General features: G+C 70.4%; 22 protein-coding genes and 1 pseudogene. 10 read left to right on the forward strand and 13 right to left on the reverse strand.

Annotated elements, in window-relative coordinates; all coding sequences use genetic code 11:
• Positions 1-78: 78 nt before the first annotated feature.
• Positions 79-474 carry a hypothetical protein gene (locus AB0C76_RS15110; RefSeq protein ID WP_359964586.1) on the forward strand — a complete coding sequence of 132 codons (396 nt, stop codon included), beginning with the start codon at positions 79-81 and terminating at the stop codon, positions 472-474.
• Positions 475-599: 125 nt separating this feature from the next.
• On the opposite strand, the gene AB0C76_RS15115 is transcribed toward AB0C76_RS15110, so the two are convergent.
• Positions 600-848, reverse strand: coding sequence for a hypothetical protein (locus AB0C76_RS15115; protein ID WP_359964588.1), 249 nt, complete (start codon positions 846-848; stop codon positions 600-602).
• A 333-nt stretch (positions 849-1,181) separates the two neighbouring features.
• Here AB0C76_RS15115 and AB0C76_RS15120 point away from each other — a divergent pair, with 333 nt between their 5' ends.
• The 3 genes from AB0C76_RS15120 (at position 1,182) to AB0C76_RS15130 (ending at position 5,684) form a co-directional block, all read left to right on the forward strand.
• Positions 1,182-1,622: a hypothetical protein gene (locus AB0C76_RS15120; protein ID WP_359964590.1), complete on the forward strand. Its 441-nt coding sequence runs from the start codon at positions 1,182-1,184 to the stop codon at positions 1,620-1,622.
• 284 nt (positions 1,623-1,906) lie between these two features.
• Positions 1,907-3,427: a hypothetical protein gene (locus AB0C76_RS15125; protein WP_359964592.1), complete on the forward strand. Its 1,521-nt coding sequence runs from the start codon at positions 1,907-1,909 to the stop codon at positions 3,425-3,427.
• 598 nt (positions 3,428-4,025) lie between these two features.
• A complete protein-coding gene (locus tag AB0C76_RS15130; protein WP_359964594.1) occupies positions 4,026-5,684 on the forward strand; it encodes a DUF4157 domain-containing protein in 1,659 nt (552 codons plus the stop codon).
• Between the two features lie 22 nt (positions 5,685-5,706).
• Here the strand turns inward: AB0C76_RS15130 and AB0C76_RS15135 are convergent, their stop codons facing one another.
• Positions 5,707-5,859: a hypothetical protein gene (locus AB0C76_RS15135; RefSeq protein WP_359964596.1), complete on the reverse strand. Its 153-nt coding sequence runs from the start codon at positions 5,857-5,859 to the stop codon at positions 5,707-5,709.
• A gap of 184 nt (positions 5,860-6,043) precedes the next feature.
• Here AB0C76_RS15135 and AB0C76_RS15140 point away from each other — a divergent pair, with 184 nt between their 5' ends.
• The gene (locus tag AB0C76_RS15140; protein WP_359964598.1) at positions 6,044-6,529 is read left to right on the forward strand and encodes a GNAT family N-acetyltransferase; all 486 of its coding nucleotides are present in this window, start codon (positions 6,044-6,046) and stop codon (positions 6,527-6,529) included.
• 312 nt (positions 6,530-6,841) lie between these two features.
• On the forward strand, positions 6,842-7,591 hold the full coding sequence (locus tag AB0C76_RS15145) for a GNAT family N-acetyltransferase (protein ID WP_359964600.1): 750 nt from the start codon (positions 6,842-6,844) through the stop codon (positions 7,589-7,591).
• Positions 7,592-8,115: 524 nt separating this feature from the next.
• On the opposite strand, the gene AB0C76_RS15150 is transcribed toward AB0C76_RS15145, so the two are convergent.
• The 3 genes from AB0C76_RS15150 to AB0C76_RS15160 all read right to left on the reverse strand — a co-directional run bounded on the left by AB0C76_RS15150 (position 8,116) and on the right by AB0C76_RS15160 (position 10,836).
• The gene (locus AB0C76_RS15150; protein ID WP_359964602.1) at positions 8,116-8,691 is read right to left on the reverse strand and encodes a flavodoxin domain-containing protein; all 576 of its coding nucleotides are present in this window, start codon (positions 8,689-8,691) and stop codon (positions 8,116-8,118) included.
• Positions 8,692-9,094: 403 nt separating this feature from the next.
• A complete protein-coding gene (locus AB0C76_RS15155) occupies positions 9,095-10,270 on the reverse strand; it encodes an LCP family protein (RefSeq protein ID WP_359964604.1) in 1,176 nt (391 codons plus the stop codon).
• A gap of 53 nt (positions 10,271-10,323) precedes the next feature.
• Entirely contained in the window at positions 10,324-10,836 is a 513-nt protein-coding gene (locus AB0C76_RS15160; protein ID WP_359964742.1) for a SigE family RNA polymerase sigma factor, read from the reverse strand.
• A 654-nt stretch (positions 10,837-11,490) separates the two neighbouring features.
• Between AB0C76_RS15160 and AB0C76_RS15165 the strand changes: the two genes are divergently transcribed.
• On the forward strand, positions 11,491-11,781 hold the full coding sequence (locus tag AB0C76_RS15165; protein ID WP_359964606.1) for a hypothetical protein: 291 nt from the start codon (positions 11,491-11,493) through the stop codon (positions 11,779-11,781).
• A gap of 336 nt (positions 11,782-12,117) precedes the next feature.
• Here the strand turns inward: AB0C76_RS15165 and AB0C76_RS15170 are convergent, their stop codons facing one another.
• From AB0C76_RS15170 to AB0C76_RS15195, 6 genes are all read right to left on the reverse strand, one after another.
• On the reverse strand, positions 12,118-12,705 hold the full coding sequence (locus AB0C76_RS15170; RefSeq protein ID WP_359964608.1) for an SRPBCC family protein: 588 nt from the start codon (positions 12,703-12,705) through the stop codon (positions 12,118-12,120).
• A gap of 97 nt (positions 12,706-12,802) precedes the next feature.
• A complete protein-coding gene (locus AB0C76_RS15175) occupies positions 12,803-14,164 on the reverse strand; it encodes a carotenoid oxygenase family protein (RefSeq protein ID WP_359964610.1) in 1,362 nt (453 codons plus the stop codon).
• Between the two features lie 82 nt (positions 14,165-14,246).
• A complete protein-coding gene (locus tag AB0C76_RS15180) occupies positions 14,247-14,687 on the reverse strand; it encodes an SRPBCC family protein (protein WP_359964612.1) in 441 nt (146 codons plus the stop codon).
• An 81-nt stretch (positions 14,688-14,768) separates the two neighbouring features.
• Positions 14,769-16,229 carry an MFS transporter gene (locus AB0C76_RS15185; protein WP_359964614.1) on the reverse strand — a complete coding sequence of 487 codons (1,461 nt, stop codon included), beginning with the start codon at positions 16,227-16,229 and terminating at the stop codon, positions 14,769-14,771.
• Between the two features lie 114 nt (positions 16,230-16,343).
• The gene (locus AB0C76_RS15190) at positions 16,344-16,910 is read right to left on the reverse strand and encodes a TetR/AcrR family transcriptional regulator (protein WP_359964616.1); all 567 of its coding nucleotides are present in this window, start codon (positions 16,908-16,910) and stop codon (positions 16,344-16,346) included.
• Positions 16,911-16,990: 80 nt separating this feature from the next.
• A complete protein-coding gene (locus tag AB0C76_RS15195) occupies positions 16,991-17,371 on the reverse strand; it encodes a hypothetical protein (RefSeq protein ID WP_359964750.1) in 381 nt (126 codons plus the stop codon).
• On the opposite strand from AB0C76_RS15195, the pseudogene AB0C76_RS15200 reads away from it, so the two are divergent.
• Positions 17,363-17,860, forward strand: a pseudogene (locus AB0C76_RS15200) (transposase); the annotation flags it as partial. The gene AB0C76_RS15195 and the pseudogene AB0C76_RS15200 overlap by 9 nt on opposite strands.
• A gap of 492 nt (positions 17,861-18,352) precedes the next feature.
• Here the strand turns inward: AB0C76_RS15200 and AB0C76_RS15205 are convergent.
• Entirely contained in the window at positions 18,353-18,955 is a 603-nt protein-coding gene (locus AB0C76_RS15205; RefSeq protein WP_359964744.1) for a helix-turn-helix domain-containing protein, read from the reverse strand.
• A gap of 124 nt (positions 18,956-19,079) precedes the next feature.
• Between AB0C76_RS15205 and AB0C76_RS15210 the strand changes: the two genes are divergently transcribed.
• Entirely contained in the window at positions 19,080-20,531 is a 1,452-nt protein-coding gene (locus AB0C76_RS15210) for an amidase (protein WP_359964618.1), read from the forward strand.
• 182 nt (positions 20,532-20,713) lie between these two features.
• Here AB0C76_RS15210 and AB0C76_RS15215 read toward each other — a convergent pair whose 3' ends face one another.
• Complete coding sequence (locus tag AB0C76_RS15215) at positions 20,714-21,685, reverse strand: WYL domain-containing protein (RefSeq protein WP_359964620.1); 972 nt, start codon at positions 21,683-21,685, stop codon at positions 20,714-20,716.
• A gap of 100 nt (positions 21,686-21,785) precedes the next feature.
• Here AB0C76_RS15215 and AB0C76_RS15220 point away from each other — a divergent pair, with 100 nt between their 5' ends.
• The gene (locus AB0C76_RS15220; protein WP_359964622.1) at positions 21,786-22,193 is read left to right on the forward strand and encodes a DUF3224 domain-containing protein; all 408 of its coding nucleotides are present in this window, start codon (positions 21,786-21,788) and stop codon (positions 22,191-22,193) included.
• Positions 22,194-22,388: the final 195 nt, after the last annotated feature.

Below are 22,388 nucleotides of genomic sequence, written 5' to 3' on the forward strand. Positions count from 1 at the left end.
TCGCGATCTTCTGCCTCCCTCGCCCTGGCCGCGCCGAATCCTGTGGCGACGCCCCTGCTCGGTCTCTACAGTCACCGCATGGCCACCGAAGACGAGCCCCCGCACCGGCCCGACATCGCCGCGATGCTCACCGACCAAACCAGTGCCTGCAAGCCAGCACGCGAAGCCATCGCCGCCGGCGCTGACGTGAAGATCTTGGACAGGGAGGCGCCCCAGTGGATGGTCGCCGGTATCGCCGCAACAAGGTTGAAGCGGTCCGTGGCTCGCGGCCTGCAAGAGACCATCGGTCTCGACGAGAGCGTTGAGATCCTTGCACGGCACCGCGGTGAGCAACTGCGCACCGGGATCATCGACTCAGCGGACGGGCTCTGGTCCTTCACTCTGTACTTCGACGCCACCGGGACCGAACTCTTGGCGTGCAGCGGGGTCAAGCGCTCTCGGCGGCACAGCGCGATGGACTCATTCGAGTCCTGAGCTGATCCGGATCCGACCCCTGTCCGTCCTCCACCACTACCTGCAGTACCTCAACTCGAGGAACAGGCCGAGGCGGCAGGCATTCTGGCGAGACCTAACTGTGGTCAGGCGTTACGGGACAAGGCTTAGTACAGGATCCAGTAGACCGCATTGTCGATCGCATTCCACGAGCCCCATCCGAGGAATCTCACGATCGGGCCGCGCGCGTAGGTCAGCAGGTACCTGATCTCGAAGCGGTACCTGCTCAGGGCGTAGCTCATGGCTCCGCCGAGACCGATGCCCCAGGCGAAGGCGGAGCCGAACTTGTACCCGGCCGTGCTCCAGCTCCAGCAGCGGTTCAGGCACTGGTAGGCGTACTTCGCGACCGCGAGCAACGAGCGCCAGCGCCGCTCCCACGCCCGACCCGCTCTCGCCGGCCTGCGCCCACACCCCGGCGCACGCCGCCAGCTGCGCCGCGGTCTGCTCGTCGCCGGCACCGGGGCGGTGGCGTTCGACGAAGGCCCTCCGCGGTGCTGCCGGCCGGGCGTCGCCGCCTGCCGCCCGGTTCACCGGCGTTCCGCTCGCGTCGCTGCCCGGCTGGGCCGTCCCGCCGCGCCGTCCGCGGCGGTGGTCGTACTTGAAGGTTCTGTCGACTTCCTGTTGACCGGACGTCGACGCCCGGGCGGGAGCCTCGTCGCTGACCGCTGAACCAGCACAAGGGAGTCGTCATGGTCAAGAAGTCCATTCGGAACGTTGCGGTGGCCGCCGTGTCCGCGGTGGCCGCGGGGGCCGCGATGCTCGGCACGGCCGGTACCGCCCACGCCGCGGAAGGCGACCGGATCGACGTCGGCTTCACGGTGAAGAACGAGGCCAACTCGTACCAGAGGATCTCCGGGTCGGGGAGCTACACCAACGCCGGCGGCATCTCGAAGGTGTGCATCAGCATCCAGCGGAGGTACGCCGGCTACGGGTGGGACACCGTCACCACCGCGTGCCGGGCCGTCCAGGACTGGGGCAACATGGGCGAGTTCAGTGCTCCCGACTTCGGGGTGCTGTCCAAGTACGCCCGGTACACCGCCGACTTCCAGACCAAGGTGGAGGCGTTCGACCTGTCGGGCAACAGCTACCTGGTCAAGTTCTCGAACCAGGTGCAGGGCCGCTCCAGCTGATCACCTGATGAGACGATCACGGTTGCGGCCAGCAACGGGCGACCGCCACCTGGCCGCAGCCTTCTCCCCGACGCCGTCCACCGCCGCCTTGTCGGCACTGCCGCCCAACCCAGGCGCAGGCCCCAGAAGATAGCCGAGGGTGACATGTAGTCACTTTGCGTAGGTTTCTATGCGTACGATGCCGGGGATTTGGGCATGGTCAGCGCCGGGGGCCGTGACGGTCCCTTCGGTTCGCGTCCACAGCGGGCCTGAGAAGGTGCCGGTCCAGCGAAGAGGAGTCCTCCATGACGGGTCAGACGCCCGACGCCGCGCAGCAGCAGGTGCAGTTCCCCATCACCGAATCGTTCGCCGGCACGGCCCCGGCGAATCCGCACTGGCGGCTGCTGGGAAGCGCGCGGCTGAACGAGGGCGCGCTGGAGCTGACGCCGAACACGGCGTCGAAGGCGGGTACGGCGTTCCTGGACCAGCCGTTCTCCTCCTCGCTCGGGGTGAGCATCGACTTCGACTACTCGTGCGAGGGTGGCGGGGCCCAGGGGCTCGGGGACGGGTTCAGCCTCTACCTGATCGACGGGAGCCGCACCACGGAGCCCGGGGCCCGCGGCGGGGCGCTGGGCTACTCCTACATCAAGGACGGCTCGTACAACCTTCCCGGCGTCACTGCCGGTTACGTGGGCGTCGGCTTCGACAACTTCGGGAACTTCGCCGCCTCCTCCACCGGCCCCGGCGGTCCCGGCCGCAGCCCCGACACTGCAGGTGTGCGCGGCTCGGGGGACCTGCTCACGGGGTTTGCCTGGCTGACCGGTGTCGAGGCGCCGGGCGGGTTCCGGGGCGGCTGGGAGGCGGGGGCGCACCTGCAGGTGACCGTCATCGGCGGGCGCCTGACGGTGCGGCGCTCCAGCGCCTCGGACCCCAACGGCACGGTACTGATCGACGATCTGGACCTGGCCTCCGGACCGGGTGAGGTCTCGATGCCCGCCACGTTCAAGCTCGGGTTCGCCGCCGGTACCGGCGGCGCCACCGCGGCCCACCGCATCCGCAACCTCGCTGTCGCCCTGCCCGTGGCCATGCCGCTGGAGATGAGCGGCCCGCTGACCGCCAAGGCCGGCCACCGGGTCTCCTACACCGTGGGCGTCCAGAACCACGGGCCCAACGACGCCCCCGACGCCGTCGTGCGCGGTGAGGTGCCCGCCCAGTTGGTCGACGTGGAGGTGACGTGCCGGGGGGAGAACGGCGCGGTGTGCGGCCAGGGAACCGTCACCGGCGGCGAACTGCACCAGCCGCTGAGCCTGCCCAGGGGCAGCAAGGCGTTGATCACCCTGAGGGGCACCGTCGACGCCCACTACGAGGGCGACTTCACCGCCACGAGCAGGATCACCTCGGCCACCCGTGCCAACACCGCGGCCCAGCAGTCCGGTCAGGTCACCACCACCGCCGAACTGCCCCTGATCACCGTCGCCCAGAAGATCGCCGGGCAGTGGGACCAGACCTGGCCCGAGGACGCCAAGGGCTGGCTCGTCAGCTACAACCTCACCCTGGCCGCCAACGACCACCGCGTGACGGCCTGGGAGATCGCCTTCGACGTCCCCGCGCGCACCCGCGTCAACCCCGCGCAGACCCAGTGGTACCGGGTCATCAAGGACGGCCTGGAGGGAACCGTCGTCCTGGGATCCCCCAACGACGGCTCCCACACCATCGACCCCGGCACCCCGCTGCCCGTCGACGTCCAGATCCTCTACCCCTCCCAGTCCGACGCCGGCGACGGACGGCTCCGCGGTCTGTACGCCGTCGAGGTCACCAACCCCTGACCCGGCACAAGCGGCATCCGCGCCGGAACGCCTCGCAGCACGCATAGCCCGCGAGGCGATCCGGCTGCTGCCCAGGGCCCGACCTGTCGGCCACGCCCGTGTGAAGCAGGAGGACGCCGCGCTTCTTCTGGTCATTTCCTCTGGCTGGCCGCCGACCCTGCAAGGTGGCCAACTGTGATGCGAAGTCACACACGCCGCAGCCGCCCCGGCGCGGGTTGCCTCTGGGGTTGCTACTTGAGGCTGCGTCAGGCGGCGCCGCCGGAAGTGGCGTTTGTGCAGCTCAGTGCCCGCTTGTCCATAAGTCGGCGGGCGCCGACTGCTTCTCCCTGGGGATCTCGGCGGGTGCTGCCCCGGCAATGTCCGGGACACCGCCCGGATCGGCCCTGCCGGCTCGGGAACACGCGCCTGGCCGGTCCGGGGTGGTGGTTCCCGTCGACCGCGCCGGGGGCTCCACATCCTGCTGCCGTGCCGCCTGTACGGAAGTGCCGCGGGAGACCGTCGCGGGGACCCCCGACTCTGCCCTGAAGTACCTTCCGCCGCGCCGTGGCTGTCGGGTTGAGTGGGACGTTGCCGACGATCCAAGGAGGAGCGGAGCCCGATGCGCAAGCGGGAGAACGAGGAAGCCACCAGGGTCAAGCCCGGCCGGGAGGCGAGGCACGCGGCCGCCCAGGCCGGGCACCCACGGTCAAGACTGCTCGTCCTCCAGGCCACCGTGGGCAACGCGGCGGTCGTCCAGATGCTCCGCCGGGCCGGCCACGGCCCGGACGAAAAGGAACACCGGCACGGGGACGGCCGTGGCCATGAGGGCCCCGCCGTCCAGCGCGCCGCGGCCCCGGCCATTCAGCGCTCCTCCGTCCACAATGTCCTGCGCGGCCCCGGCCGGCCTCTGGACCAGGCCACCCGTACGGACATGGAGTCCCGCCTCGGCGCCGACTTCTCCGACGTACGCATCCACACCGGCGGCGCCGCGAAGGCGTCCGCCGCCGAGGTCGGCGCGCGTGCCTACACCTCCGGCCACGACATCGTCATCGGCGAGGGCGGGGGCGACGCGCACACCCTCGCCCACGAGCTCACCCATGTCATCCAGCAGCGCCAGGGACCGGTCAGCGGTGCCGACAACGGCAACGGGCTGAAGGTCTCCGACCCCTCCGACCGCTTCGAGCGCGAGGCCGAGGCCAACGCCCGCGCGGTGATGAGCCGTCCGGCCCCCCAGGCCTCCTCCGACGTGCAGCGTTCGGCCGGCCCCGGGACCGGGACGGCCGGTGCGGCGGAGGCATCCGTGCAGCGCACCCTCGCGGCGGGCCTCCCGAAGGGGACCCAGGTCGTCAAGCACACGGACGAGGGGGACGTCGAGGGGCAGACGATCCTCAGTTTCGGCTTCGGGTCCTATCTGATCTCCGCGGGCACGGACGGCAAGAAGCCCCGGGCTTCCCTCAAGGACAAGTCGTGGGGGACGGTCGAGGAGCGGGAGGCGTCCCGCGCGGAGTACGAAGCGGCTCGTGCCCTGGAGTTGGACCCGGCGGTCCTCGCGGCCAAGCAGAAGCAGAAGGACCTCGACCTCGGCGAGAACTACCTCAGCGCCGACTACCGCCGGATCAACCCTCTCCTCGCGGCCCTCGGGCAGGTCGGCTTCACCCCCGGCGAGATCGCCACCCCCGGTTTCTCCTACAAGTCGAAGGAGAGCGAGGTGCTCGACGCGTGGCGCAGTGTCGCCATGGCGCGGGGCTACGCGGACGAGCAGACCACGGAGGCGTGGGACGAGAAGCATCTCGCGGACACCTTCGACATCTTCGCCCGGATCAACGGCGTGTGGGACGACTTCACGACGCCCCCCGCCAACGCGGACGGCAACGTGGTACGGGGCGACAGCAAGCACGTCTACGAGTCGTTCGGCGGCATCCTCAAGCAGCAGGAGAGCCACCCCGACGGTGGCTACGTCCCGGTCGACCAGACGATCGAGTGGCCGGCGATCCTGTCGACCACGTACGGCGATCCGTTGACCCACACGTACGTGGCCGGCAAGGAGATCGTCTGGGAGTTCGGCCTCCCGGAGGACCACCGGGGAAGGGCGCTCGGAAGGAACAACCAGTCCGAGGAGGAGATGACCTTCCCCATCGGCACCAAGATCCACATCAGCCAGATCCTCGTGCGGAGCGGTGATTTCCGGAAGGAGCGGTCGGCGCAGTACGGCGAGAGCGCGGTCGTGATCGTCTTCGCCGACATTCTGGCGGGACAGGGACCGACTCGAGGAGCCTAGGTGCGCCTCTGCCAGAGCTTGGTTACATCCGGGTCCGGGTTCTCTGCTTGAGGCGTTCGTAGGGGGTCTGGCCGCCGAGAGCGCCGTGGGGGCGGTGGAAGTTGTCGTTGTCCTCCCATTCTCGGAGTTTGTCGTTGAGGACGCCGGTGTCGTCGATGACGACACCGGCGAGCATGCGGTACAACTCCTCGGCCTCGATGCGGTGTGAGCGTTCGACCGGGAAGTTCCCGCGGCCCCGGACGGCCTTACGGATGCGGCGTTCACGCACTCACGTTTGCGGCCCTCGGCGCGGTTCTGTAGACCAGACGTGCCGAAGTCGGTCGAGCGAGACGTGGTGCACCGCGAGTCAGGGAGGGACGATGCTGATCAGGGCGGCGAAGAGGACCGAGGCGGACAGCCTGAGCGAACTGGCGCTTCGGTCCAAGGCCTACTGGGGCTACGACGAGGCGTTCATGGCTGCGTGCCGGGACGAACTGACCGTCTCCGCATCGGAGATCGATAGCCTGCGGACCGCCGTGGCGGAGCACGACGGTCGCATCCTGGGCTTCTCAACCCTTGAAGGAAGCCCGCCGCAGGGGGCCATGGGCATGCTCTTCGTCGAGCCGGCCAGCATCGGTCAGGGAATTGGCCGCCGCCTGTTCGAGCACGTCATCGCGAATGCGCGCAGCATCGGCTTCACGCGTCTGACCATCGACGCGGACCCCAATGCCGAGCCTTTCTACCTGGCCATGGGCGCCCGGCGAATCGGGACGACCCCGTCCGGCTCTATTTCCGGGCGGACACTTCCCTTGCTCGCGGTCGCTCTCACCGAATGCACCGCCGACGACTACGACCTTCCACGCTGACCGTCCGCTCCACACGCGCCAGAGTCGGACGTACCGGGGCTCGACCGGCGGGGAGGTGGAGGCGCCGCTGGAACTGACCGAGGAGGCCGGCACGGACCGGTTGGAGTGCCCGCGGCGCGTCAGCGATCGGGAGGTGGAGGGGCTGGGCCCGCTGGTGCTTCCCGTGCCGACCCCGGGGGGAGCTGGTGCCGGGGGATCACCTCGTTCCCGCCTCCTGCTGCCGCGCGGCGCTCGGGCATCATGATTGACGCGGATACGGCGGGCAGCCCGTGACTTCTGCGGCCGCGTGTCCTTGAGGAGTTGGAGCCATCAGTGAACAGTGCCACCGAAGTCGTGCGGGATGCTGAGGGAAAGCCGCTCGCCTACTACGAGGAGGAGAGCCGGGAGGGTGTCCGCTGGGCGGAGGATCTGTGTCCGGCGGAAGGTGCCCCGCTAGCCGCCGTTGCGGAGCGCGTCGTGGTGGACCTGGCGGGCTGGGGCACGACGACGCAGGCGTTGCTGGGTAGGGCCCTGGCCGAACGGGGCGCGCGCGTGGAACGCGAGTTCGACACCTACACCCACGCGCTGAGCGGCTCCTCGAAGCCGCCCGGACCGGTTCGGCTGCCGGAGAAGCTCGCCCCGTTCGCGGCGGAGGCGGTGGACCCGCAGGCCCTGCGAGCCGCGTACCGGGCGGCCTACCCGCCTGGGCACCCCGACCACGGCATGAGCACGTTCGACGATCTGCAGCGGCTCATGAACGGCACCCTGATGGGGCCGCTCCTGCCCACCAGCACCGTCCTGATCGACACCGAACGCGACACCGCCGTCGCCGCTGTGCTCGCCCACGACTGCCCCGGCGCCCCGCCCCTGGAGGGACCCTGGATCTCCGAGGTCTTCCGCGACCCCGAACCCGCCTATCGCGGCATCGGCGCGCTGCTGCTGCGCCACGTTCTGTGGCTGTCCGCCGAGGCAGGACTTCCCGCGCTCGGTCTGTCCGTCACCGCCGGAAACCCCGCGGCCCGCCGGTATGAGGGCATGGGGTTCGTCCGCACCGAACAGTGGGCCGATCTGTTCATCCACTGAGGTGGGGCAGGTGCAGGTATTTGAACCGGACAGCTTCCACCGGCGACCGAGAGCCTCTCGTCGCGGTCGTGCCCCGCCGAGTGGTGTAGCCGATCAATCCAGGATGGTGTGCGTGGTGTCGGGTAGCGCGGGGGCGCCGTCGGAGAGCTTGGGGGTAGAGCTGGCACCTGCTGCCCTCGGGCAGATAGCGGCGGGGGAAAACGATCAATTCGTCGTGCAGTTCGAAGAGCACGGCGGTGACCAGCCGCAGGAGGGCATCGTCGGGCTCGCCTTACCAGCCGCCACCTGACCCAAGCCCCCGGGAAGGACCCTGCTCCGCCGCCCGCTCCAAGCGCAAGGTGCGCCCGGACGGGGTGTTGCAGGCCCCGGAGACGGGGTGCCGGTGCAGGTCGACCGCTCCACTTTGTCGCCGTAGCGGGTGACGGCGAAGTGTGAATACGACGAATGCGGCCGCTACGACCATCTCTGGGAAATCTTCGCCGACGACTCGCCCCACCACCGAGCCGGGCCGGCACACCGCAGTGTCACGCCGGAGCGTCATCGCCCTCCGCGCTGCGTCCGAGCACCCGGAGGCCGATCTCGCGGGCCCATGCGTCCACCGCGGTCCAGTCCCTGTAGTCGCCGTAGCGCAGGCCCATGGCCTGGAACTTCACCCGGCCGGCCCGCTTCAGGTGCTCGGGCTTGATGACACCTGAGAACAGGCGGTGACCGCGCGGGTGCAGTTCGTCGATCAGGCCGCCGACCACATGGTCTTCCTCCCTGGCGACGAGCGCCTTCCACGGGCCTCGCAGGGCGGCCGGCATCCCCACGCTGAAAAGCCACGCGCCTCGCCGCATCAGCAGCTCCGAGGCTTCGTGCACGAACGTCAGTGCCGTGGGAAGCCACGCCATGTCATGAACGGCACTGCCCACAACGAACACGTCGTACTCACTCGGATCTTCCACGGCCTCAACGGGGAGCACGTCGGCTTGTGCGCCCTGCTCCTCCAGTCGAGCGGCGATGCGTTCGGCGATGCTCCGGGTCGAGCCGTGGACACCGGCATACGCGACGAGTACACGGACAGCGTCGTTCCGCCGGGAAGGCTCGGGAGCGGTGGTCACGTCAGCCAGTCTCATGCACTGCGGCGCAGCTCGCGACCCGCCGAACCGGGCCGCCGGTGTTCCTCCGCACCGCCGGCCTGGCCCCCGGCATTCGCAGCGGCAACACCGTGCGGCACACCACCACGCCGATGGGCGCCGGCCTGCTTCGAGCCGGAAGTGAGATCCGTGACGCGACCTGGACCCGCCGAACTCGACGGCGAAGGTCTCGGGGCCTACGGACCGGTGCGTCGTGCGAAGCTCCGACGCCCGGAGGCGTCGGCGACGGACCCGATCGTCAGCTCGCGGATGAAGCAGCCAATGCCGCTCGTCATGGCTCCGACCTGGCACACCCGGACCGTCGCCTTCCAGGAAGCATCCACCCCCGCCCCGTGCCGAGCGCCGCCCGGCTCACGGCCGTCCCTTCTCAGTCGACGCAGGGCACTCCGTTCCCGGCCGGGGTTCCACCCGTGCCCTCACCGGTCAGGATCTCCTTGGCCTTCCCCGGCTCCGCCACCAGCGAAGCCCCGTTCGGCTGCACCGGTAGCGTCGAGGCCTGGGCCTGTCCGCGCGCGAGCGCGGGCACCTGGCGGACGAAGTCCACAGGGCTCCACCCCTCGTCGACCACCAAGTCGTCCTTCAACGCGTCGTACAGCGCCCCCAGCTTCCCGGCGTCCCCCACGGCCCCACCGTCACGCAGCTTCTGCAGTACCCCCGCGAGGAACGCCTGGGCGCGCCGGGTCCGCCCCAGGTCCGATCCGTCGCCCACCCCGTGCCGTTGCCGGACGAAGGCCAGCGCCTGCGCGGGCCCGAGCTCCGAGCGCCCGGCGGGCAGCGCCGCTCCGCTCCACGCGTCGTCCACCGCGTGGTTCAGACAGACCGGCACCCCGCCGACGGCCTGCGCGACCCGGTAGAAGCCGGTCATCGAGACCTCCGCGAAGTGGTCCACCGGCACCCCCGTCAGCTCCTGCACCGACCGGATCAGTGCGGCCCGCCCGGCCTCCCGCCCCCGCCAGCGCAGTTCGGCTCCGGAGACACCCTGGCCCCGCAGCCGGGGCAGTTCCGCGATCTCGGCCTGCGAGTAGACCTGGTTGATGCTCATCTGCCTGCCGCCGCCCGCGTCGACCAGCACGTCCCGGGGAATCGACAGCTGACGCACCGCCCCTCCGCCGGCCGGGACATGCACCAGGACCATGGTGTCCGTGACGTCCACGTCGTCGGCCCCGGCGTGGAGTTCCCCGCGGCGCAGGTCCGCGGGCGCCGGCCGTCCCTGGGCGTCGGTCGTCGACTGCAGCCCGATCAGGAGAATGGTCACCCCGTGGTCGAGCGGCGCCGGCGCGCCCGCCGAGGAGGCGACGGCCAGCGCCCCCGAGGCCCGCCCCGGCACTGCGGACGGGACGGTCAGCACGCTCGCCCCCGCCGCGACGGCCAGCGTCAGTCCGCCGGCCAGCAGCACCGTGCGCCGCCGTCCCCGCCTGCGCCGCCGTCCGGCCTCAAGGCCACCGTCCACCAGCCGGGCAGCCCCGTCCGCTTCGAGGCCGGCGCCGGCCCGTCCGAACACCGCGCTCAACCGCAACTCGAACTCCTCGTCCCGGCCGGTCACTTCACCACTCCACTCACCGAAGATCCGTCCATGATCTGACTCGTCCCGCCCGCTCACGGCGCCACCAACTCCGCCAGATCCGCCCCCAGCAGGGACCGCAGCCGGGCCAGCGCCCGGGTGCACCTGGTCCGAACAGCCGACGAACTGTCCTTGACGATCGCCGCGGTCTCCTCCACGCTGCGGTCCTCCCAGTACCGGAGCACCACCACCGCCCTGTCCCGCGGCGGCAGTCGGGCCAGCGCATCGACCAACGCCAGCCGCAGCGCCGCGTCCCGCTCGTGCGCCGACACCTCCGGCAGCACCAGGCTGGGCCGCTCGCCACTGCTGCGCCTGCGTCGGTGCGTCAGGAACGCCCGGACCAGCACCGTCTGTGCGTACCCCGCCGCGTTGTCGATCCTGCCGGCCCAACTCGGCCGGTACAGCCGGTGCCACTGCGCGTACATCTGGCCCAGGGTCTCCTGCACCAGGTCCTCGGCCAGGTGTGCGTCGCCTCCGGTCAGGAAGTACGCCGACCGGTAGAGCGGCCCGGAGCGGGCCGTCGCGAACGCGACGAACTCCTCCTCCATGGCCGCCCGCCGTCGAGCTTCGCCCACTGCCCTCTCCCGTCCCCTCGTGATGTCCGCCCTATGACGTCCCGGGGGCACCAGGATGTTTCAAAGAACTTTCGACGGACCGTGAAGCCCCCCGACCGGCACCCGAGGTGTGCCGCAACAGCGGCCGGCTCGAGGCCCAAAATCCGCCGGGGCAGGTGGCGGCGAGCCGTTGCGGGCCGTCTCGCGGGTCGGTTGCCTGGTTGCCCTGCAGGATCTTGCAGGGGTGTTCTGCAGCAACTGCTGTCCGAACCGACCACCTCGTTGGTTCGTTGACGGATAACCTCGTTCCTGCCGTCGCCGAAGCCGTCGCCCGAGAGCCCCTCTTGCACTGCTGGCGAAGGACATTGACTGCTGCTCAGCCCCTGGCCGGGGAGGGCGGCGGTTGTGGCCCGGAAGGCGCATCCGGCGCGGCTGCTCTGCTCCGGCGGGTCGTCTCGACGCTTCGCGCGAGGACGACTGCCTCGACCACTGGAAGGACCGAATGTTGAAGCGGGCCACACATCACGGCCTTCCCCGTGGTGGCCGACCCCAAGGTCACGTGGGGGTACGTGACCGGCACGATCTACTTCGACCGCGGGGAGACCTGCAGCATCGCTCTCGGCGGCGGCCTGGGTGCCACGGCTGCTGATGTCCGTGTTCCTGCCGATCTTCATCGTCTCGGCCCTGGGCCTGTCGGAAGCCGTGGTGATGCGCAGGCGTCCTGACCGGTCCTTCCTCCTGCTGCTGAAGAACGACCGGGCCGCCCTCGCGGTGGGATCGCTGTGGTGGGTCTTCGCGATCGCCGTGTCCGTCCCCGACGGGAAGGCCCTGGGAGGCGCTCTGTTCGGGTTCCTGAGCGCCTGCGTCGTCGCCGGCACCGTCGCGACGCTGCGAAGGAACAGGTCCCGCCGCCGTGCCGCCCGCAGGACGACCACCTGACCGCAGCGACCGGACCCGCCCCGGAGGGACTCGTCCCGAGCTTCGAGGACGTCTTCCCGCGAAGCGCGCAGGTTCGCGGATTCCTCTTCGCGAAGCGTCAGGAACCCGCGTGCCGGTAGCCGAGCTGAGTGGCCATGGCGTGCGGGTTCGTAAGCGGGCCGGCCGATAGCTGCCTCGTCTGGGGATGCGAGGAGCCCCGCCCGCGGGGGTGCGGGCGGGGCTCTGCGCGCCGCCTTCGGGGTTGGGGCGCGCTGTCCCCTCCCCGGTTGGGGGTGTCCGGGTGGGGTGGCTTGATCGGGGCGGGCCTGGTCGGGTCCAGGGTTCGCTGGGTGCGGGCTACTGGGCGGCGGCCCGGGTCTCGGCCTCGTGCTTGAGGTTGTTGACCCAGTTGCGGAGGGAGTTGTCGAGGGCGGCCTGCAGGACGGTCCGGTTGGCGAGGACCGGGGCGCCGGTCCAGGACTCCTCGGTGTGGACGAGGATGCCGTCGCGGGTCGGAGTGAAGGTCCAGACGTGGATCGCGGTGATGCCCTGGGCAGGTCCGCCCCACGCGAGGCACGTGCCGTGTCCGACGGTCTTGACGGTCGAGGTGATGTTCAGTCCCTCGGTGGTCCAGCGGAAGACGGAGCCGGGGCGCAGGCTGCCGGGGGTGTCCTTGACGACCGTGACGACGTCGGGCTGCCAGGTGGGCCACTTCTCGACGTCGGTCTGGATCTTCCAGATGGTGTGCAGGGGTGCGTGGATGAGGATGTTGTCGCGGGTGATGACGGGGGCGGTCTGGTCGATCCGGGTGTTGCCGCAGTGGGCGGCGAGGGTGGTGGGGGCGGCGGGCTGGTTGTCGGCGAGCGCCTGGGTGGCGGTGCCGGAGGCGGCGAGGACGAGCGTGGCGGTAGCGGTGGCGAGAGCTGCGGTGGCGAGGGCGCGCATGGTGGTCGCCTTTCATGGGGTGGGTCGAGTGACGTTGGGGGCGGCCCCGGGGTCGGGCCGGCGGGCTGCTTGCGCGTCCCCGGGGCGGTGGGGTGATTCAGGCGCGGGGGGTGTCGAGGTCGGTGTCGGGGATCCAGGAGCCGTGGATGCCGCCGGTGACGCGGCGCGGGAGGTGGACGGTGGCGATCGTGTCGAGGCCGGAGGCATCCAGGACGAGGAGCTGGGAGGCGTCCTGCTTGAGGTCGGAGACGACGGTGAGGAGGTAGCCGTCGTCCTCGCGGGTGGCGCCCGCGGCGGGGACGAAGACGGCCTCGCTGGGCAGGCGGGCGTCGCCGGCCTGGTGGATGCTGCGGCTGCCGGTGGTGCGGTCGTACTTGACGATGCCGTAGCCGCCGAAGCCCTTCTGGTCGGGGAAGGAGACCGCGTACTGGTAGCGGTTCTCGGCGCCGAGGTAGTCCTCGTTGAGGGTGGGGAACTCGACCGCGAGGTCGTCGATGATCTGCTCGTCGACGCGGCCGGCGGTCAGGTCGACGACCCAGCGGCGGTTGTAGGAGCGGGTGTTGGGCTCGGTTCCGCGGCCCGGGGCGCCGACCCACCAGTTCCAGGAGAGCTGGAAGCCTTCGCGGTCCACGGTCGGGCCCTCCAGGACGATGCGGCCCCGGGCGTCCTCGTAGGCGTTGGCGGCGTGCAGCATGTTGCCCGGCTCGATGGCGAACCAGCGGATCTTCGAGGCTCCCTGCGGCCCGCGGGGCATGACGCCGATGCGGGCGGGCTGGGCGTCGTTCCAGCCGTAGGGGATGCCGGAGTGCTCGTTCGGGTCGAAGGTGACGGTGCCCTCGACGAACACGACGTGGTTTCGGGTGATCGCGAAGTCGTGCTTGAGGGAGGCGCTGGCACCGGGCACCTCGAAGCTGTGCGTGATCTGGCCCTTGGCGTCGGCGACGTAGTACATCAGGTAGGGCGGGAACGGGGAGGACCCGAAGAAGTGCAGCTCGCCGGTGACCGGGTCGGTCTTGGGATGGGCGGTCATCGCGCTGCGCAGTTTGCCGTCGAAGTCGTAGGCGCCGACCGTCTCCAGCTCCGGGGTGAGCTCGAAGGGGAAGTTGGCCTCGCAGAGGGCGAGCAGGCGGCCGGCGTGCTCGATGACGTGGGTGCCGGCGGTGCTGGCGGTCATGTCGGGGCCGTGGTCGGTCATGTAGGGGGCGCCGTCGAGGGCCGGGGTGTGGACCCAGCGGTTGCGGTACCACTCGGCCTGGCCGTTGCGCAGGCGGATGCCGTGGACCATGCCGCTGCCCTTGAACCAGTGGGTGGGGGTGACGCCGGGCTTGGGGTTGTGGCTGTTGCGGATCAGCCGGCCGGTCAGCTCCGGGGGCAGGGTGCCCTCGACGGTCAGGCCGAAGGCGGTGACCTCGTCGGTGACGGGGGTGTAGTGGCCGGTCAGGTAGGGCTTGCTGGACATGGCAGGAACCTCTCTGGTGAGTTCGTACGGTCGGGTGCGCCGTGAGGTAAGGAGTCGGATCGCGGGCCGGGCGGGGGTGGTGTCAGCGCTGCTGCTCGGCGCGGGCCTTGAGGCTCGCCAGCCACGTGGTCAGGGAGTGCTCCAGGGCCTGGCCGAGCTCCTCGGCGGCGGCGTCGACAGGCGCGCCGCTCCAGGACTCCTCGGTGTGGACGGTGACCTGGTCGCCGGTCTGCTCGAAGGTCCACACGTGGACGCCCTCGATGCCGTTGGCGGGACCGCCCCACACCAGTCGCTCGCCGGGGACGATCTCGCGGACGGTGGAGGTGATGTCCAGGCCGTGGGTCTTCCAGTGGAAGGAGTTGCCGGGCTGGAGCGGGCCGTCGAGCTCGGCCTGGTCGACGTCGGCGTTCCAGCCGGCCCAGGAGTCGATGTCGGTGTGCAGGGCCCAGACCGTCTCGATCGGGGCGTCGATCACGGTGGACAGGCGAACGATGACGGGGGCGGTCTCGTCGATGGTGAACATGGCGGTGGTTCCTCTCGGGTGATCGGGTGGTGGTATCTGGCCCGGTGCTGGGCCTGGTGGTTGGTTCGGTCCGGCGGTGGATCAGTTGGCGCGCGCGGCGGTTGAGGCGGGGCCGGCGGGAACGGGTTCCCCTGCGGTGGGGGTGCTGCCGCGTCGGGTCAGGGCTGCGGCGAGCAGGGCGGTGGCGGCCAGGACCGCGGCTGAGATGCCGAAGGCAGCGCGGTAGCCGGCGGTGAGCGCTTCCAGGTGGGGCTGGTGGGTCGCGGCGTGTGCGGTGACGGTGCCGGCGAGGGTGGCCAGGACGGCCAGGCCGATCGCGCCGCCGACCTGGCGGGTGGTGTTGACCAGTCCGCCGGCCAGGCCGGAGTCCTGTCGGGCGACGCCCTCGACGGACAGCGCGGTCAGTTGGACGAACGCGGTGCTCAGGCCCAGTCCGATGAGGATGCTCGGGCCGAGGATGTCGGCGAGGTAGCTGCCGTGGGCGCTGATCTGCGAGAGCCACAGCAGGCCGGCTGCCTCGGTGAGCAGTGCGCCGGTGACGGTGGCGGTGGCGCCGATGCGGCGGGAGATCCGCGGGGCGAGCGTGGAGCCGAGCATGTTGGCTGCGGCGAGCGGGAGCTGGCCGAGGCCGGTGAGGAGCGGGCTGGAGCCGAGTACCTGCTGCTGGTGGAGCGGAAGGAAGAAGAACAGGGCGATCCAGACCGAGCCGAGCAGCGCCATCAGCACGTTGCCGGCCGTGACACGTCCCGCGGCGAACAGGCGTGGCGGCAGGAGCGGGTTCGGGTGGCGGCGCTCGATCAGGACGAAGGCGGCCGTCATCCCTGCGGCGGCTGCGAAGGCGCCGAGGACCTGTGGATCGGTCCAGCCGGAGCGGCGGGCCGTGGTCAGCCCCCAGACCAGGGCGGTCAGCGCGAGCGTGACGGTGGCGGTGCCGAGCACGTCGAACCGCCCGCTCTCGCGCACCGGCGTCGTGGTCACGAAGGCGGCGGCTGCGGCCAGGACCAGGAAGGCGCCGGTCGCGACGGCGTAGAAGATCCACGGCCAGCTGAGCGCTTGGGTGAGCACCCCGCCGAGCAGCACCCCGGCCGCGCCGCCCGCACCGGAGACCGCGCCCCACACACCCAGCGCCCTGCCCCGCCCGGGGCCGGGCGGGAACAGATCCATGACCAGGGCCAGGGCTGCGGGGGCGATCGCCGCGGCCCCGAGGCCCTGGACGGCCCGCGCCGTGATCAGGATGCCGGAGGATGACGCGAGCCCCGCGGCCACCGAGGAGACACCGAACAGCGCGAGGCCGGCCAGCAGGACCGTCCGCCGGCCCAGCAGGTCCGCGGCGCGACCGCCGGCCAGGAGCAGCGCCCCGAAGGCCAGACCGTAGGCGTTGACCACCCACGTGGTGCCGCTGTCCGACAGGCCGACGCCCGCGCGGATCTGCGGCAGGGCCACGTTCACGATCGAGGTGGCCAGCATGACGGTGAACTGCGCCCCGGCCAGGGCCGCGAGCGCGGCCCCGGGGCTTGTGGTGGCGCCGGAAGTCCTGGACATCGAACCCTCCATGAGTGGTTGACCACTCACTCTCGTGAGCGAAAAATATGAGTGGTTCACCACTCACTCTTGCGGCCAAAAGGAGGGCGGGGCGCACCCCGCCGACCGTCCTGCTCAGTAGTGCGTGACGCCTGCCGCCAGCGTCCGCATCCAGGGCCCGTCCGTCTCGTCCGTTCCCATCGAGACGATGAGGTGGCACAGCATGCCGACGGCGAAGAACTGCTGGATCTGCTCCTCGCTGCCGCCGGAGGCGCCGCGCACGTACTCCACCAGCCGCGCGTAGCCACGGCGAACCACCTCGCGCACGGCGGGCTCGGAGACGGCCGCGGCCTGGGCGTGCAGCTGGATCAGCATGAGGTCGTTGTTGCTGATCAGCCGGGCGTAGGCGTCGCCCATGGTCTTGAGCACCACCTCCGGCGAGCTGCCCGTGGCCTCGGCGGCAGCGCTCTCCAGGCTTGCCCGCACCTGGACGAAGCAGTGCTCGACCACGGCCGCGAACAGCGCCTCCTTGCTCGGGAAGAGCCGGTAGACGTAGGCCTGGGAGATGCCGGCCGCCTTGGCCACCTCGGTCGTCGTGGTCCCCCAGTAGCCCCGCGCCGCGAAGGCGCCGATGGCGGTGCGCAGCACCGTCTCACGGCGTTCCTCGGCGGTGGACAACTGGCGGGCTCGTTCCTTGCTCATGTGAGTATTCAACCACTCACACTTGCAGCCGTCAACGTGTCGGCTGCCCTGGGGCACGTCTTCTTTCCCGACCCGCCCGGTCAGCGCGGAAGCAACCCGGTCTTCTCCGGATGGGCCGCGCTGACGTAGCGCATAGCGGCCGACTCCCCGATCCCGGACAGCCGCATCAGGTGGAGCGGATCAGCGGTGACGGCGGCCTCGTCCAGGATTCGGTCCTGCCGCATCTGCGACGTGTTCTCCTTGGTCGCGATCTCCCCTGCGTAGCGCTGTCCCAGGAAGGCGAAGTAGCCGTCGATCCCGTTCATCTTCGTGCGGGCCGTCGCGTGGGCCCGCTTCCCGGGGTCGGCGAAGTAGCGGTCGATCTCCCGAGCGGTCAGCCTCCAGGGCACCACACCGGAGAAGTCGCAGATCTCCACGACGGGCTGGACGAGCCGTTCCAACGTGAGCGGTGCTACCCGCACTGGAACACCGTCTACGCCTACTTCGCCCGATGGCAGGAAGAGGGCGTCTTCGACCAGCTCAACAGCCTGCTCGGACGCCAAATCCGTAGGCAGGAAGGCCGGGGGAGGAGCCGGCCGCCTGCATCATCGACTCCCAGAGCATCAAGAACTCCACCAACGTCCACACCGCCGGCCAGGGCATCGACGTCGGGAAGAAGACATCGTCGGCAGGAAGCGCGTCATCGACACCGTCGGACTCCTGCTCGGCGTCCTGGTCACAGCCGCAAGCGTTCAGGACTCAATCGCAGGTCAGGGGCTGATCGAACGCATCGCCGCCGAGCATCCCGGTATCCGCAAGACCTGGGTCGACGGCGGCTATCGCCAACACCTCGCCGAGCACGCCGCCACCCTCGGTATCGACATGCGCATCGTCCGCCGCGATCCCGCGATCCCGCGATCCCGGGATTCGCCGTCCTCCCTCGCAGGTGGACCGTCGAACGCACCCTCGGGGTGCCTGGAGGGCTGCCTCGAAAGCGAGTGGGTCGCCCTGGGTCCTGGCACTGCTGTGGACGTGACCGGCGCCGGAGTAGATCCGGCCTTGCCAGGAGCGGCTCGGGTCGGTGATGCCAAGAAAGTGTGCGGCTTCGCCGAGAGACCCGCCGGCGACCATCTGGACCAGTCGAAGGGATGCGGTGCGGCGTATGAACACGGGGTTCACGCCGTCGAGCGGCTCGAAGTGGCGCTCGAACCAGTCCTTGGGAGGGAATGTCGAACGCAACGTGTCAGCGCCCCACAAGACTTGGGCCAGAACCCGGGTTCCGACAGCAGATGCTCAGCACTTCCGACAGCACCAGACCTCGGAGCCGTTCGATTGCGGTCCCGCCGCGTGCTGCTTGAGGGAAACGGGCCCGGCGGGGCGCTGATTGGCCGGCGGCGGCCCCACGCGTAGGGCCGCCGCCGGCGGATCCGCCGGCCTCATGGTGCTGGACCCGCAGCCATCTGCTACGCCGCACCCGCTCCGTCCCGTAGCAGGAGAGAGCGGACAATGCGCATCAGCCGCTCGCCCGCGTGCCCGACGCTGCCGTTCTGGGCGCTCACCTGGGCCCCCTCGAGGAGGAAGGTGAGCTCCGCGGCAGCCTCGTCCGGGTCGGGCAGCCCGGCCCGGGTGCACAGGTCGGTAAGACGGCGCAGCTGGCCGGCCTTGTGGGCCTCGATCAGCCGCCGCGCCGGGTGGGTGCGGTCGGGCAGCTCCGCGAGGGAGTTGATGAACGGGCAGCCCCGGTGGGAGAGCCCCGGTAGGCCGTCGGCGATGAACCGGGCCATGCCCAGGATCTGCTCCCGAGGCTCGTCCGGGTGCTGCTGCGCCAGCCGGTCGAACACGGCGGTGTAGTCCGCGGCGACGATCCGCAGCCACTCCTCGACCAGTGCGTCCTTGGTCGCGAAGTGCCGGTACAGCGCCATCTTGGTGGTCGCGGCCCGGTCGGCGATCGCCTGGACACCGACCGCCTTGATCCCCTCGCGTGAGAAGAGTTCCTCCGCCGCGTCGAGGATCCGCTCCCGGGGCGGCAGTTTGGCCACCCGGCTCTGCCTGCTGACTCTGTCCACGACGTCCACGGCGGCAATGCTACGGTACCGACCAGTCCTTTGCGATACCGATCGGTCTCATCCGATACCGATCGGTATAGCGAATCGGATGTCGAGCCTCCCTAGCGGAACGGAACGGACGAAGATGAAGCTCTCCGAGTACGCGACCTACGACGGCATCGGCCTGGCCGAGCTGGTGGCCTGCGGCGAGGTGACCACTGCGGAACTCGCCGCGACCGCCCAGCTGGCGTCCGACGCGGTGAATCCGCAGCTCAACGCCGTCGTGGAGACCTGGCCGGCCGAGGATGCACCGACGCCCGGCAGCACGCCGCTGGCCGGAGTGCCCTTTCTGATCAAGGACCTCGCCGTCGCGATGGCCGGCAAGCGCACCGAGCTGGGCAGCCGGCTCGCCGCGGGGAACGTCGCCGGGGCCGACTCCTCGCTCATGGCCCGCTTCCGCCGCGCCGGACTGGTGACCCTCGGACGCACGGCAACCCCGGAGTTCGCATACAGCACCACCACCGAAGGCGTCCTGTACGGCGCCACCCGCAACCCCTGGGACCCGGCCCGCAGCCCCGGCGGCTCCAGCGGGGGCTCCGGAGCCGCCGTCGCCGCGGGCATCGTGCCGCTCGCGCACGCCACGGACGCGGCGGGTTCCCTCCGCGTCCCCGCCGCCGCCAACGGCCTGTTCGGACTGAAGCCGACCCGCGGCCGGACATCCATGGGCCCCGACGCGGACGAGGTCTTCAACGGGCTCGCCGTCCACGGCGTCCTCAGCCGCTCGGTGCGCGACAGCGCCGCGCTGCTGGACCTCGTCCACGGCCCCGAGGTCGGCGACCCCTACACGGCCCCGCAGCCGGAGCGGCCCTACGCGCAGGAGGTCACCCGCTCGCCCGGCAGTCTGCGGATCGGGCTCGTCACGCAGCCCTGGGGTGGCCGGGCCGTCGACGGCGCCGTCCTCGACGCCACGCTGCGCACCGCCCGACTCGTCGAGTCACTGGGACACCGCGTGACCGAGGTCAGCGTCGAACTCGGCGTCGACTGGGAGGAGTTCGTCCTGGCCAACGCCCGCCTGTGGAGCACCAACCTGGTGACCTGGATCGACGGCTTCGCCGCAGCCCTCGGAGGGCCCGTAGACTCCACCACCCTGGAACCCGAGACGCTGGCAAGCTACGCCTACGGACAGCGGGTCGGCGGGGCCGAGTTCGTCCACGCGCTGGCGATGCGCAACAGCGTCGCGCGCGCGATCGGCCGGTACTTCACCGGCCACGACCTCCTGCTGACGCCAACCCTGCCCGAACTGCCAGTCCCGCTGGGCACGTACGCCGAGGGGGCCGAGGGTGCAGACGGCCTCGGCTGGATCCGGCAGGTCCTCCATCGCTCACCGTTCACCGCCGCGTTCAACGTGGCCGGCACCCCGGCGATGTCCGTCCCGGTGGAGAGCGACCCCGCGAGCGGTCTCCCCATCGGCATCCAGTTCGCCGCGGGGTACGGGCGCGAGGACCTGCTCTTCCGGCTCGCCGGGCAATTGGAGCAGGCCGCCCCCTGGGCGCTGCGGACCCCCGCTGTCTGGGCGGGCGCGCAGCAGACCACCTGAGCTCAGCCTGCCTCTACCCCGGTCGGGTCGCCGAGCAAACGGCTCGCTCGACGGTGGCGGACCTGCGGTTGACCGCCGAGGAGAACCCACTTCGTGACCCATGCTGCATAGTGCGGGGAGTCGTATCACTGCTTCGTCGTGCCCGTCAGGGAGAAGAGCAATTGAGACGGCGCCGGAGGAGTTCAGGGTGCTGCCGCGTAGCGGTGTGCGAGCACGGCTACGGCCTTGGCGATGGCTTGCCTCAGTTCGGGTGGGCCGAGTACCTCTGCCTCTGTGCCGAGTCTGAGCAGGTCGCCGACCGCAACGGCCTGTGCCTCAACCGGCATCTCCACCTGCACCCATCCTTCGTGGTCCGGTGGCCCAGCGCTTTCAAGGGCGCGCGTGCCCACCGCGCCGAACTGTATGGGCAGCAGACGCTGTGCCCGGGGAGAGATCCGCAGTCGCGCGGTTTCCTGGTGAAGCGAGTCCTCCAGCTGCCGAGAGGACTCCTCCCAGTAGGCGGCCAGATCGAATCCGGCTGGTCGTTCGAAGACTTCGTCCGTGATGTCCACGGCCAAGAGCCGTGATATCCGGTAGGTCCGCACAGCCTCGTCGGCGAGCGCCACCAGGTACCAGATTCCACTTTTGAGGACGATACCGAGGGGGTGCAGTTCCCGGTGGACCTCACCGCGCCAACGCCGGTAGTGCGCGACCAGCACCCGCTGTTCCCACACCGCCTGTGCGACCGGCGCCAGATACGGTACCGGATCGGCGTCTCGGAACCAGGCTGGTGCATCGAGGTGGAACCGGTCCTGGATGCGCCGGGTGCGCTCTGCCAGTTCGACTGGGAGGGCGGCCTGCAGTTTCAGCTGAGCGGTCGTTAGCACCGCGCCGAAGCCCAGGTCCCGTGCCGGGCCGGGTACTCCGGCGAGGAAGAGCGCGCCGGCCTCGGCGTCGGTGAGGCCGGTCAGCCGCGTGCGGTATCCGTCCATGAGGCGGTAGCCGCCGACGGGCCCGCGGTCGGCACAGACCGGTACACCCGAAGTGCTGAGTGCCTCGATGTCCCGGTAGACCGTACGGACCGACACCTCAAGCGCCGCGGCAAGCTCGGCAGCGGTCATCCGCCCGCGGTTCTGGAGCAGCAAGAGCAAGGAGAGAAGGCGGTCGGCACGCATGGAGGCATTGTCCCGCGTACCTGACAGGAGGTGTCAGGTACGGAAGCCAGGCTGGGCATACACCGTGCGCACGAAACGTGCGCCGATCGAGAGGACATCCATGCCCGTGCAGACCACCGGCCACATCACGTACGCCAACTGGGAGGAACGTACGGTCGGTTCGAGCGAAGCCAGCCCGAAACTCGCCCACGCCTCCGTCACCAACACCTTCTCCGGCGGCATCGAGGCCGCCCGCACGACCTGCGAGTACATCATCGTCTACGTCACCGAGAAGACCGGTACCTTCACGGGCATGGAGGTGTTGGCCGGGCGCCTGGACGGACGCGAAGGCACCTTCGTCGTCGAGGAACGCGGCTCGTTCGACGCAGACGGCACCGTGCACTGCACCTTCGAGGTGGTGTCGGGAACAGGCACCGGAGAGCTGACCGGACTGCACGGAACCGGCAGCTTCACCTACAAGCCCGGCGAGTCGCCGTTCCCTTACACCTTCAACTACGACCTGGGCTGACCGGGGACTGCGAACGGCCTTGAAGACCAGACGACTCCCCAGCCCGAGGAAAGCAACCGGCGAGCAGGTTGCTACTCCACTCTCACTTCTCGAACTCGGGCGGGAGCACGGATGGGAACGGGAACGGCCATCGCGCGATCACCCGGGGGTGTGGACTCCTGAAGATCGTGCGGTGGCCGCGGGCCGTAGCGTAGA

Source organism: Kitasatospora sp. NPDC048722 (assembly GCF_040650235.1).
GTDB lineage: Bacteria > Actinomycetota > Actinomycetes > Streptomycetales > Streptomycetaceae > Kitasatospora.